The organism is Pseudomonas sp. P110(2024), from assembly GCF_057480795.1.
This window is the reverse complement of sequence record NZ_JBLIYT010000012.1, coordinates 102,064-113,728: the sequence shown is the minus strand read 5'-3', so window position 1 is coordinate 113,728 and position 11,665 is coordinate 102,064. Positions and strand designations below refer to the sequence as shown.

Genomic DNA, 11,665 nt, shown 5'->3' with positions numbered 1-11,665 from the left:
TGACCATGGACCGACACACCCCCACCCCAGAGAACCCCTGGCTGGCCCTGCGCAACCTCACCCCGGCGCGCATCGCCCTCGGCCGCACCGGCATCAGCCTGCCCACCGGCGCCCAGCTGGACTTCCAGTTCGCCCATGCCCAGGCCCGCGATGCCGTGCATCTGCCATTCGACCATGTCGGCCTGCGCCAGCAACTCGGCGAGCGCGGCCGCGACAGCCTGCTGCTGCACAGCGCCGCCAGCGACCGCCACCAGTACCTGCAACGCCCGGATCTTGGCCGGCGCCTGCATGAGGACTCGGCCCAGCGCCTGCGCGAGCACGCCCAGGCCAACCCCGGCGGCGTCGACCTGGCGATCGTCGTCGCCGATGGGCTGTCGGCGCTGGCCGTGCACCGCCACACCCTGCCCTTCCTGAGCCGTTTCGAGGAGCAGGCCGCCGCCGATGGCTGGAGCAGCGCTCCGGTGATCCTGGTGGAGCAAGGCCGGGTCGCGGTGGCCGACGAAGTGGGCGAACTGCTTGGCGCGCGCATGACCGTCATGTTGATCGGCGAACGCCCAGGCCTGAGTTCACCCGACAGCCTGGGGCTGTACTTCACCTACGCGCCCAAGGTCGGCCTGACCGATGCCTACCGCAACTGCATCTCCAACGTGCGCCTGGAAGGGCTGAGCTACGGCCTGGCCGCCCACCGCCTGCTGTACCTGATGCGCGAGGCGTGCAGGCGTCAGCTGTCGGGGGTGAATCTGAAGGACGAAGCGGAGGTCCACAGCATCGACAGTGAAGAATCCGCCGGCAAAAACGGAAACTTCCTACTCGGCGAAGGGTAAAAAACATGTCACGGAAGGCGGATTGCGCTTCTAGCCTGCTTTAGGCAGCATGCCAGAGGACGCTGCAGGCAATCCGCCGTATCCCCAATGGACTCAGAGGCCCGCCCATGCGCATCATCCAGGCAACCTTGGAACACCTCGACCTGCTCACCCCTTTGTTCGTGAAATACCGCGAGTTCTATGGGCAACTGCCTTACCCGGACAGTTCGCGGGCCTTTCTCGAGAAGCGCCTCAAGCGCAAGGAGTCGATCATCTACCTGGCGCTGCCGGATGACGGCGACGACCGCCTGCTGGGCTTCTGCCAGCTGTATCCGAGCTTCTCCTCGCTGTCGCTCAAGCGCGTGTGGATCCTCAACGACATCTACGTGGCCGAGGACTCACGCCGCATGCTGGTCGCCGACAACCTGATGCGCGAGGCCAAGAAGATGGCCAAGCAATCCAACGCCGTGCGAATGCGCGTGTCCACCAGCAGCGACAACGAGGTGGCGCGCAAGACCTATGAATCCATGGGCTTTCGCAAGGACACCGAGTTCGAGAACTACATCCTGCCGATCAGTCAGGATTGATGCCTGGCGCTCTTGTGCTCGCTGTGGGAGCGGTCGTGTGTCGCGATGGGTCGCGACACACGACCGCTCCCACAGGAACCGCGTTACAGCAAACGCTCCCCCACGACGCCCAGTGACTCTGTCGTAACGCTCCGCTACAAACTCTCCGGGCACAATCCGGACTTCGCCGTATAATCCCCCTCCTGTCATGTGCGAAAAGTTACCCGCCTAGCCGGTAAACCGTCCCCAACCATGGCACTGTCCGTCATCGCGCGCCCGTAGAAGCGGGTCAAGAACACAGGTGCTGTACATGGATTTCAACCCGCTGGACCTCATCCTGCATCTCGATGCCTACCTCGACCTGCTGGTCAACAACTACGGTCCCTGGATCTACGCCATCCTTTTCGCCGTGATCTTCTGCGAGACCGGCCTGGTGGTCATGCCGTTCCTGCCGGGCGACTCGCTGCTGTTCATCGCCGGCGCCGTGGCCGCCGGTGGCGGCATGGATCCGGTGCTGCTGGCCGGCCTGCTGATGGCCGCGGCGATCCTCGGCGACAGCACCAACTACGTGATCGGGCGCACCGCAGGCGAACGCCTGTTCCGCAACCCCAACTCGAAGATCTTCCGCCGGGACTACCTGCAGCGCACCCACGAGTTCTATGAACGCCACGGCGGCAAGACCGTCACCCTGGCGCGCTTCCTGCCGATCCTGCGCACGTTCGCGCCGTTCGTCGCCGGCATCGCCCACATGCACTACCCGCGTTTCCTGGCGTTCAGCGTGGCCGGCTCGCTGCTATGGGTCGGCGGCCTGGTGACCCTGGGCTACTTCTTCGGCAACGTGCCGTTCATCAAGCAGCACCTGTCGCTGATGGTGGTCGGCATCATCATCCTGTCGCTGGTGCCGATGATCCTCGGCCTGCTGCGCGGTCGCTTCGGCCGCACGGCCAAGGCCCACTGACCGGCGCATGTGGTCGTTCAGCGCCTGGCGCCGCCGGCGCACCCTGGCCCGCTATCCAGTCGATCCGCACATGTGGCAGGTGATCCGCGATCGCCTGCCGCTGCTGGACGGCATCAGCGACGATGAAGACCGCTGGCTGCGTGAAGCCAGCGTGCTGTTCCTGCACGACAAACACCTGACCACCCTGGCGGGCGTCGAGCTGGACGACGAGCAGCGCCTGTTCCTCGCCGCCCAGGCCCAGCTGCCGCTGCTGCACCTGGGCGAGTTGAACTGGTACCAGGGCTTCCACGAGATCATCCTCTACCCCGACGATTTCAAGAGCCCCCAGCGCCATCGCGATGCCAGCGGCGTCGAACATGTCTGGGACGCCGAGCACAGCGGCGAGGCCTGGCAGCAGGGCCCGGTGATCCTGGCCTGGCCCGGCGTGCTGGCCAGCGGCGGCTGGGAAGCCTACAACCTGGTGATCCACGAACTGGCGCACAAGCTGGACATGCTCAACGGCGATGCCAACGGCCTGCCGCCGCTGCACCACGGCATGCGTGTCGAAGACTGGGCCCAGGCCATGCAACAGGCCTATGACGCGATGAATCGCCAGCTCGATGCCGACCCGGACGCCGAAACGGCCATCGACCCCTACGCCGCGGAAAACCCGGCCGAATTCTTCGCCGTTACCAGCGAATACTTCTTCAGCGCCCCCGACCTGCTGCACCAGGCCTGGCCGCAGGTCTACCAGCAGCTGACGCTGTTCTACCGCCAGGACCCGCTCGAGCGCCTGACGCGACTGCAGGCCGAACACCCGGACTACCGGGAACGCCACGCCTGAACGCCCGCACATCAGGCCGGGCGTGGCACCCACCGTGGGAATATGCCTATAATCGCCGCCACTTTTTTGATCAAACACGGGGGCATTGCCCAATGAGCTACAGCAAGATTCCAGCCGGCAAAGACCTGCCGAACGACATCTACGTCGCCATCGAAATCCCGGCCAACCACGCGCCGATCAAGTACGAGATCGACAAGGACAGCGATGCCCTGTTCGTCGACCGTTTCATGGCCACCCCGATGTTCTACCCGGCCAACTACGGCTACATCCCCAACACCCTGGCCGACGACGGTGATCCGCTGGACGTGCTGGTCGTGACCCCGTACCCAGTCGCTCCAGGCTCGGTGATCCGCGCCCGTCCGGTCGGCGTGCTGAACATGACCGACGACGGCGGCGGCGACGCCAAGGTCATCGCCGTACCGCACGACAAGCTGAGCCAGCTGTACGTCGACGTGAAGGAATACACCGACCTGCCAGCCCTGCTGATCCAGCAGATCGAACACTTCTTCGCGAACTACAAGGATCTCGAGAAGGGCAAGTGGGTCAAGATCGAAGGTTGGGAAGGCGCCGACGCCGCCCGCGCCGCGATCACCAAATCGGTCGCTGCCTACAAGGGCTGAGCCTGAAACACGAAAAGCCCTGCTTCTGCAGGGTTTTTTGTGGGCGCTCGCCAAGAGAATCAACCATCACCCAGACATAAAGCGAAACTTCTCACCTAGTCCTAGGCACCACCCTACAAACCGCCATTTTTCCTACAAACTCCCTCGACATCGGGTTGATTTCCACACCGTTCGAGGGCCTATAGACTCGGCACCATGAAAACATCCGGTGACCGTCTCAAAGCCCTCCTACTGGAGTGCAACCTGACCCCCTCCGACTTTGCCGCACAGCGCAAAGTTACACCGCAACACGTCAACAACTGGTTCAAGCGCGGCGTACCCCAGGCCCGGCTCGATGAAATCGCCGACCTGTTTTGCGTACGCAGGCGCTGGCTGCGCAGTGGCGAGGGAGCGAAACATCCGACGCCACTGGCCCCCGCATCAACGGCAACGCCAAACCTGGCCCTGCCGCCGCCGCTGCAAGCCCTTGACACAGATCTGCTCCACCTGCCATTGCACCAGGTACGGGAAGGCAAACTGATAGCCGTACCAGGGCACTACCAGCCAATACCCCGGAGAGCCCTGGAGTGCGTGCAGGTCAGCGCCGAAATGGCCATCTGCCTCGGCATGCCGGGCAACAACATGACACCGCTGCTGCCCCAGGGCGCCCTGTTGGCCATCGACCGCGACTGCACCCGGGTGGTCGACGGCGAATGCTACGCCCTGCTGCACAACGGCCGCCTGCGGGTACAGCACCTCACCCTTGGCCACAACGGCACGCTGTGCCTGCACAGCCATGACCGCCTCAACCACCCCAGCGAACGCTATACGGCCTATCAGCGCCGGGTGCAGAACGTGGAAATCCTCGGCTGGGTGTTCTGGTGGTCAAGCCTGCGCCCGGCACGCCCCGCCTGAAGCACCTCACTTTTTGCTGGGCATGTGTCGCACACACGGGTATGCTACGCCGCACATCACGCCCCCTGATGGTGCAAGCCGCATTCCAGAGGGCCTGGCGACGCCTCACACAGCCGTCCGCCATCTTTTTCAGGCCATGTTGCCAACCGTTTAAGGCGGTTGCGGCTTATCAAAAATGAGCCAAGACCGTCCCCGAGAAGCCGGCCACAAGCCGGCTTTTTAATGCCTGCCGAGCAGCTGCGCGCCCCTCAGAAACGCGCCACCATCCCCACCCGCCAGGTCCGCCCCGGTGCAGGCATGAAGCTCTGCGCCAGCGGGTCCAGGTAGTAACGATCCGTCAGGTTCTGCACCGATACATTCAGCTCGGTGTGCTCCAGCAGCTTGTACTTGAGGAACAGGTCGAACAACGCCACCGAGCGGTAGTCGATCTGCGGCGTGGTCGCGCCGGTCTGCCAGGGCTTATCCATCTGCGCGGTGGGCCCCGAGCTGTAGGTCATGCGCCCGCCCACGGTCAGTGCCTCGTCGAAGAAACGCATCCCGCCGAGCAGGTTGGCCGAGAAGCGCGGCGGGTTCTGGGTGTTGGTGTACGACCCCATGTAGCTGCCCGACGTGCAGTCCGGGGTGTCGTGGGTGCGCTGATACCGATTGGCGCTGGCGCGTAGCTTGGCGGCGAAGGCCGCGTCGCAGGTCTCGGTCATCAGGTAGTAGGTGGCCGAAAGGTCGGCGAACACGCGCCCGGCATCGTAGTGCGACTGCAGTTCCAGGCCACGGGTATGGAAGCTGTCGGTGTTGCTGAAGGTCATCTGGCCCCACAGGCCTGGGCTCGGGTCGTAGTAACGAGTGATGTAGTTCTTGATGTCGTTGTCGAACCAGGCCAGCTTGGCCGACGCCTCGTCGCCGGCGATCAGCAGGTCGCTGCGCAAGGCGCTCACCCCCACTTCCCAGCTGCGCGAGCGCTCGGGCTTGAGGTGCTTGCCCGGGGTGACCTGCTGGGTGCCCTGGCTGGTCTCGAACAGCGACGGCAGGCGCAGGCCTTCGGTGTAGGAGGCATAGACGAAGGTGTCCGGGAGGAACTCGACATTGATACCGAAGGCCGGTGCGAAGCCACCGCCGCGGCTTTTGCCCTGCGGGGTATAGTCGTAGCCGGTGACCACGTTGCTGATGCCTTCGGGGTGGACCTCCACGTTGGTCGCGCCGGACTCGTTGAACGGCACGCCATTGAACGGCTCGTTGCTGTTCTCGAAGACGATGCCGTTGTTCAGGCGTGGATCGGTGGCGTCGGTGTACTGGCCGTTCTGGTCGGGGAACCACATCATGCTGCCCCAGTGCCCCGGGCTGCTGGCGGTGATCCAGCGCATTTCCCGCTCCTCGCGGCGCGCCTCGGCCAGCACGGTGTTGTCCTTGGTCTGGTAGTGGGCATAGCGACCGCCGCCCCACAGCGTCAGCGTTTCAGTGGGCTTGAATTCCAGGTTGCCGTTGAAGCTGAACTCCTGGCGCGACGCGTCACGCAGCATGCGGTTGGCGTTGATGTCATGCTGGGTGGAGACCACGCTCTTCTGCGGCTGCAGGTCTTCGAGCTGGAAGGCGCCGCCCAGGTCGAGCTTGAAATCGCCATGGGCCGTGGTGAAGCGCGAAACGTTGTTCAGGTCGCCGCCGATGCGGCGATTGTCCTGGCGGGACCAGGCGCGGTCGGTACGGTACAGCTGCGACTTGGGCGCCATCCAGGCCGCGCTCAAGGTACTGGTCTTCGAGTCGGTCAGCCACAGCCTGCTGGTGAGGTCTACCCACGGATTGCCTTCGGGCAGGTAGTGATAGCGGGCGGTGTAGGTGTCGATCCGGATTTCGCTGGTGGGGTACTGGTAGATGCCGGCGGTACCGTAGCGGAAGATGTCCGACGGCATGATCTCGCCCATGTGTCCGTCGAACCGGCGGTAGCCCAGGTCCAGGGTATGGTCGTCGGCCAGCCGCCAAGTGGTCTTGAGCAGGTAGGAGTCGGTCTCGGACGACGAATTGAGCACCTCCTCGCCGGCGTTGTAGGTGTTGGCGACGCTCGGCTGTTCGTCACCGTCGCGGTCGTAGAGCCGGTAGCGGTCCTGGCCCTTCTTGCCGGAAAAGTAGTTGCCCTGGTTGCGGTGCGCATAGGCCGCCACCAGGTCGAAGCGTTCATGGGAGTAGCCGAAGGCGGCGCTGCCGGACTCGGCCTTGGAGCCGAACAGGCTGCCGCGTTGGTCGCGCGGTACCGCGCTCAGGTCCTCGTCCCTGGCGTTGCGGTTGCGGTGCTCGGGCTCCACGCCGTTGTTCCACAAGTTGCCGGTCAGGCGCACGCCGACATCCTTGCCATCGACCAGGATGTCCTCGACGCCGATGGTCTTCATCTCCACAGAGCCGCCGATCGCTCCCGAGCGGGTGCTGGGGCCCTTGTTCACGGTGACGCTGCTGATCAGGTCGGGGTCGATGTAGCTGCGCTGCTGGGTACCGCCGTAGCCCCGGTAGACATCCACCGCCTGCTCCGAGCCATCGACCCTGACCGCCACCCGGCTCTGCCCCTGGATGCCGCGGATGTTGACGTCCAGCGCGCCACCGTTGCGGCTGTCGCCCACCTGCACGCCGGCCACGCCCTTGAGCATGTCGCCCACCGAAACGGTGCTAAAGCGGTCGAGGTCTTCGCGCGACAGGTGCACCGTAGAGCGCGGCGCGCGGTAGGTGTCGCGCTGCGGGTCAACCAGCTCGCTGGCCGCGACCATGGTCGGCGTCAATTCCGTCGCTGTCGCCGATGCCTGGGCCTGTGGGATGAGGATGTACGCGCCCCGCGCGTTCGGCAGCAGTTGCAGGCCGCTGTTGGCCAGCAGCCGCCGGCCCCCTTCCTGCACGGTATAGCGCCCCTTGAGCGCCGGAGCCGCGCGGCCGCGGGTCAGCTCGGGGTCATAGGACAACAGCAGGCCCGATTGGCTGGCGAACACGCCCAGCGCGGTGCCCAGCGGCCCCTGGGCGATGTCGTAGTCGCGCGGCGTGGCATCGTCGAGCCGGGTGGACGCCACGGCCGGGGTATCGGCGGCCTGGGCCAGGGTCGAAGCCGTGCCCATCAGGCAGCCGAGCATCGCGCAACGCACGGCGAAGCTGATCGGGGACAAGTGTTGCGAAGGACGCGAAACAGGGGAAAGCCGACGAATTGCGGGCATGCTTTTCTCGCTCGTGAGGTCAGTGCCCGGCACTCGATGCGGGCTTGCACCCCTTCTGTCGCATGACGGCGAAAAAGGTATATGCGTGCGATTCGCATTTTCACTGGATCTTGTGATTTAACCAAATCTAGTGATAATTGTTTGCATTTGCGCCCTGACGCCTCCCAGCCATGACCCTTTTCAAGTCCCCGCCGCGGCCCGCCAAGCACTGCGCCGTCACCACGCTGTATATCGAGCACCACGCCTGGTTGCGCGGCTGGCTGGCGTACCGGTTGCGCTCCTGGGGGCGCGGCGTGGCCGACGATCTGGCCCAGGACATCTTCGTGCGCTTGCTCGCCAGCCGCGACAGCAACCAGCCCGACACCCTGCGCCAGCCGCGCGCCTACCTGACACGCATCGCCAACTGCGTGCTGGTCAGCTGGCGCCGCCGCCATTCGCTGGAGCAGGCCTGGCTCGAAGCGCTGGCGCTGGTGCCCGAGGCGCTGCAGCCGTCGCCCGAGCAGCAGAGCGTCATCCTCGAGACCCTGCATGAGATCGACGCGGTGCTCGACAGCCTGCGCCCACGGGTCAGGCAGGCGTTCCTGATGGCCAGCCTGGACGGCATGAAACAGAAAGACATTGCCCAGGCCCTGAACATCGCGCTGCCAACGGTGAAGAAGTACATCCACGAGGGCTACATGGCCTGCCTGAGCCAGATGCCCGATGAGTGACCAACCCGCCATTGCCCAGGCCGTGCTCGCCAAGGCCGCCGCCTGGCTGCTGCTGATGCAGGAAGGCCCGCTGACGCCAGCGCAACAGCTCGAGCTGGAACGCTGGCGGCGCCGCGACCCGGACCACGAACGCGCCTGGAAGCGCGCCGAGCGCCTGCTGACGCGCCTCGGCACCCTGCCACCGACCCTTGCCCGGCAGACACTCGTTCGCCCGCAGGACAGCAGCCGTCGCACCGTGCTGCGTGGCCTGCTGGTGCTGATCGGCGCGGCCCCGCTGGGCTGGTGGGTATGGCGGCAGACCCAGGAGGGTATCGACTACCAGACCGCAGTGGGCGAGCGCCGCGAACTGCTGCTGAGCGATGGCACCCAGGTCACTCTAAACAGCCACAGCGAGCTGCGAGTGGCGTATTCGGCCGAGGAGCGCCTGCTGCACCTGCGCCGTGGCGAGGCGTACATCGTCACCGCCGCGGACCCGTCGCGGCCGTTGCAGGTGCGGAGCGAACATGGCCTGATGCAGGCGCTGGGCACCCGCTTCAGCGTGCGCCAACGCCCTCGCGAGACTCAGCTCGCGGTCTATGAAGGCGCCGTGCGCGTCACCCCCGAGGCCGGCAGTGCCACCGTCATCCACGCAGGCTCGCAGGTGCGCTTCGACCGCGACCGGCTCGGCCTGGTGGAAATCGCCCGCGACACCCAGCTGGCCTGGCGCAATGGCTTGCTGGTGGTCGACGACATGCCGCTGTTGCAGTGGGCCCAGGAATTGATGCGCTACAGCGACCAGCGTCTGGTCTGCGACCCGGCCGTGGCCGAGTTGCGGGTCTCCGGCAGCTTCCCGGTCGATGACCTGCCTCTGGCCTTGGCCATGCTGAGCGAGAGCCATGGCCTGCGCGCGCGCGGCGAAGCTGGCGGGATGTTCATCAGTCGCTGAAACAGGGGCCAAAGGCCTCAACCACGCGACGAAATGCCAGCATCCGGCCATTGCCCCGGCACCATCGCCAATGGGATGATTCGTATTTGCAACGAATTCTCATCAAGGTCATGCCCGTGCCCCCCAAGCTCCTCCTCGCCGAAGACGACCCGCGCCTGCGCCAGGACCTGGAACAGCACTTCATGCGCCGTGGCTTCAGCGTCCGGACCTGCGAGAACGGCACCCAGGCATTGAACACGATGCAGCAGGCCCCCTTCGACCTGCTACTGCTGGACATCATGCTTCCCGGCATCGATGGCCTGAGCCTGCTCGACGAACTGCGCCGGCACCAGGCGGTACCGGTAATGCTGATGTCGGCCCTGGGCGCCGAGCAGGACCGCATCAGCGGCTTCACCCGCGGCGCCGACGACTACCTGCCCAAGCCCTTCAGCCTGGCCGAACTGGATGCCCGGATCGATGCGCTGCTGCGCCGGGTGGCGCTGGACCGGCGCCCGTCCATGCCACGCAATGCCTGCACGCTGACCTTCGATACCGCCAACCATGATGTCGCCCAGCATGGCCAGAGTGCCGGGCTGACCGGTTCCGAATACCGCTTGCTGGTGACCCTGCAAGCCCATCCCGGCGAGGCGCTGAGCAAGGCATTTCTGTACCAGAGCGTCCTGCACCGGGCCTATACCCGCCTCGACCGCGGCCTGGATGTGCATGTGTGCAACCTGCGCCGCAAGCTCGCCGCCATCGGCGCCAGCCACCTGGAAATCCAGGCCGTGCGCGGCCAGGGCTATATCCTGGTCGATGCGGGCAACACCTGATGCGCCGTCATCCGCTGCTGTGGAAACTGGCGCTGTTGCAGGTGTGCTTCTGCCTGCTGCTGACCTGGCTGATCTGGACCTGGGGCCTGTCGGTCGAACGCAGCACCTACTTCCTGGCCCCCGCCGACCGGGTGTTCCTCGCCGGCTTCGCCGAACAGGCCGAGCAGGCCTGGCGCGCGGAAGGTGCCGATGGCGTGGAACGCTTGCGCCGTCGGCTCGAAGCCGATGAGAACACCTGGGTCGCCATCATCGGCCCTCATCTGCAAAGCCTAGGCACTACCGCGCTGAGCGCCGATGAAGCCAGCCGCCTGACCTTCATGCGCAAACTCGACTGGCCGATGAGCCGGCGCCTGCAGGACGAGCTGCCATACGTGAGCATTGCCTTCCCCGAACACCCCGAGGACGGCCGCCTGGTCATCCAGCTCCCCGAACACCTGCTACCCACCGGCCTGACACCCTGGACCCACGTAGTCACCCACGGCGTGGCCCCCGCCCTGCTCGCCCTGTTGCTGGGCCTGGCGCTGTACCGCCATCTGGTCGTGCCACTCAATCGCCTTCGCGACCGCGCCGACGCCCTGCGGGCTGATGACCTGGATGGCCCCAGGCTGCCCCTGCAGGAACGCCGCGACGAACTGGGCGAGCTGGCCCAGGCCTTCGAGCACATGGCCGTGCGCCTGCGCAAAAGCCTCGACCAGCAACGCCTGCTGCTACGTACCCTGTCCCATGAACTGCGCACGCCGCTGGCGCGCCTGCGCATCGCCCACGACAGCGAATTGCCGGCGGAGCAACTGCGACAGCGCCTGGACCGCGAGGTGGACGACATGCAGAAACTGCTGGAGGACACCCTCGATCTGGCCTGGCTGGACACCGAGCAACCGCAACTGGCGACCGAGCCGGTACTGGTGCTCTCGGTCTGGGAGGCGCTGATCCAGGACAGCTGCTTCGAAAGCGGCTGGCCGGTCGAACGGCTGCCCTGCTCACTCGGCCTCGACTGCCAGGTGCAGGCGCACCTGGACAGCCTGGCCCAGGCCTTGGAAAACCTGCTGCGCAACGCCATCCGCCATTCGCCCGCCATTGGCCGGGTCGGCCTGGACGGTTGGCGCGAGGGCGCCTTCTGGCACCTGTGCCTGCGCGACCAAGGGCCCGGAGTACCAGAGGATGAACTTGAGCAGATCTTCCAGCCCTACCGCCGCCTGCCCGGCAGCGGCGCCGGCTTCGGCCTGGGCCTGGCCATCGCCCGGCGCGCCATCGAGCTGCAGGGCGGGCGCCTGTGGGCGAGCAATGGGCATCCTGGCCTGTGCCTGCACCTACTGTTGCCGGCAAGCGAAAGTGTTTAGAAAGTTAATGCGCTTTACTCTCAAATACGATTTATTAGCAT

General features: G+C 65.6%; 11 protein-coding genes. 10 read left to right on the top strand and 1 reads right to left on the bottom strand.

Translation table 11 applies throughout. From position 1 onward, the window contains the following. Positions 1-5 precede the first annotated feature (5 nt). The 6 genes from eutC to AC25ND_RS19815 all read left to right on the top strand — a co-directional run bounded on the left by eutC (position 6) and on the right by AC25ND_RS19815 (position 4,664). Entirely contained in the window at positions 6-824 is an 819-nt protein-coding gene (gene eutC, locus AC25ND_RS19840) for an ethanolamine ammonia-lyase subunit EutC (protein WP_028690318.1), read from the top strand. A 107-nt stretch (positions 825-931) separates the two neighbouring features. Then, positions 932-1,390 carry a GNAT family N-acetyltransferase gene (locus tag AC25ND_RS19835; protein WP_028690317.1) on the top strand — a complete coding sequence of 153 codons (459 nt, stop codon included), beginning with the start codon at positions 932-934 and terminating at the stop codon, positions 1,388-1,390. A 289-nt stretch (positions 1,391-1,679) separates the two neighbouring features. Continuing rightward, on the top strand, positions 1,680-2,327 hold the full coding sequence (locus tag AC25ND_RS19830; RefSeq protein WP_028690316.1) for a DedA family protein: 648 nt from the start codon (positions 1,680-1,682) through the stop codon (positions 2,325-2,327). 7 nt (positions 2,328-2,334) lie between these two features. Further along, positions 2,335-3,150: a M90 family metallopeptidase gene (locus tag AC25ND_RS19825; RefSeq protein ID WP_186596806.1), complete on the top strand. Its 816-nt coding sequence runs from the start codon at positions 2,335-2,337 to the stop codon at positions 3,148-3,150. A gap of 92 nt (positions 3,151-3,242) precedes the next feature. After that, positions 3,243-3,770 (top strand): inorganic diphosphatase, encoded by a 528-nt coding sequence (gene ppa, locus AC25ND_RS19820; RefSeq protein WP_028690314.1) that lies wholly within the window; start codon positions 3,243-3,245, stop codon positions 3,768-3,770. 195 nt (positions 3,771-3,965) lie between these two features. Next, positions 3,966-4,664, top strand: a complete 699-nt coding sequence (locus AC25ND_RS19815; RefSeq protein ID WP_486976539.1) for a LexA family transcriptional regulator — start codon at positions 3,966-3,968, stop codon at positions 4,662-4,664. A gap of 248 nt (positions 4,665-4,912) precedes the next feature. Here AC25ND_RS19815 and AC25ND_RS19810 read toward each other — a convergent pair whose 3' ends face one another. Beyond that, positions 4,913-7,843: a TonB-dependent receptor gene (locus tag AC25ND_RS19810; protein WP_182323831.1), complete on the bottom strand. Its 2,931-nt coding sequence runs from the start codon at positions 7,841-7,843 to the stop codon at positions 4,913-4,915. A 170-nt stretch (positions 7,844-8,013) separates the two neighbouring features. On the opposite strand from AC25ND_RS19810, the gene AC25ND_RS19805 reads away from it, so the two are divergent. The 4 genes from AC25ND_RS19805 (at position 8,014) to AC25ND_RS19790 (ending at position 11,624) form a co-directional block, all read left to right on the top strand. Continuing rightward, positions 8,014-8,553 (top strand): sigma-70 family RNA polymerase sigma factor, encoded by a 540-nt coding sequence (locus AC25ND_RS19805; RefSeq protein WP_028690300.1) that lies wholly within the window; start codon positions 8,014-8,016, stop codon positions 8,551-8,553. Next, a complete protein-coding gene (locus tag AC25ND_RS19800; protein WP_028690299.1) occupies positions 8,546-9,478 on the top strand; it encodes a FecR family protein in 933 nt (310 codons plus the stop codon). Before AC25ND_RS19805 ends, AC25ND_RS19800 begins: the two co-directional genes overlap by 8 nt. Positions 9,479-9,594: 116 nt before the next feature. Then, the gene (locus tag AC25ND_RS19795; RefSeq protein WP_028690298.1) at positions 9,595-10,287 is read left to right on the top strand and encodes a response regulator transcription factor; all 693 of its coding nucleotides are present in this window, start codon (positions 9,595-9,597) and stop codon (positions 10,285-10,287) included. Continuing rightward, the gene (locus tag AC25ND_RS19790; RefSeq protein WP_486976538.1) at positions 10,287-11,624 is read left to right on the top strand and encodes a HAMP domain-containing sensor histidine kinase; all 1,338 of its coding nucleotides are present in this window, start codon (positions 10,287-10,289) and stop codon (positions 11,622-11,624) included. The genes AC25ND_RS19795 and AC25ND_RS19790 overlap by 1 nt, the downstream gene beginning before the upstream one ends. The last annotated feature ends 41 nt before the right edge of the window (positions 11,625-11,665 follow it).

What these genes read in the sequence shown, in the direction of transcription:
- eutC (WP_028690318.1), top strand. Translation starts at nt 6, where the DNA reads ATGGACCGACACACCCCCACCCCAGAGAACCCCTGGCTGGCCCTGCGC.
- AC25ND_RS19835 (WP_028690317.1), top strand. Translation starts at nt 932, where the DNA reads ATGCGCATCATCCAGGCAACCTTGGAACACCTCGACCTGCTCACCCCT.
- AC25ND_RS19830 (WP_028690316.1), top strand. Translation starts at nt 1,680, where the DNA reads ATGGATTTCAACCCGCTGGACCTCATCCTGCATCTCGATGCCTACCTC.
- AC25ND_RS19825 (WP_186596806.1), top strand. Translation starts at nt 2,335, where the DNA reads ATGTGGTCGTTCAGCGCCTGGCGCCGCCGGCGCACCCTGGCCCGCTAT.
- ppa (WP_028690314.1), top strand. Translation starts at nt 3,243, where the DNA reads ATGAGCTACAGCAAGATTCCAGCCGGCAAAGACCTGCCGAACGACATC.
- AC25ND_RS19815 (WP_486976539.1), top strand. Translation starts at nt 3,966, where the DNA reads ATGAAAACATCCGGTGACCGTCTCAAAGCCCTCCTACTGGAGTGCAAC.
- AC25ND_RS19810 (WP_182323831.1), bottom strand. Translation starts at nt 7,843, where the DNA reads ATGCCCGCAATTCGTCGGCTTTCCCCTGTTTCGCGTCCTTCGCAACAC.
- AC25ND_RS19805 (WP_028690300.1), top strand. Translation starts at nt 8,014, where the DNA reads ATGACCCTTTTCAAGTCCCCGCCGCGGCCCGCCAAGCACTGCGCCGTC.
- AC25ND_RS19800 (WP_028690299.1), top strand. Translation starts at nt 8,546, where the DNA reads ATGAGTGACCAACCCGCCATTGCCCAGGCCGTGCTCGCCAAGGCCGCC.
- AC25ND_RS19790 (WP_486976538.1), top strand. Translation starts at nt 10,287, where the DNA reads ATGCGCCGTCATCCGCTGCTGTGGAAACTGGCGCTGTTGCAGGTGTGC.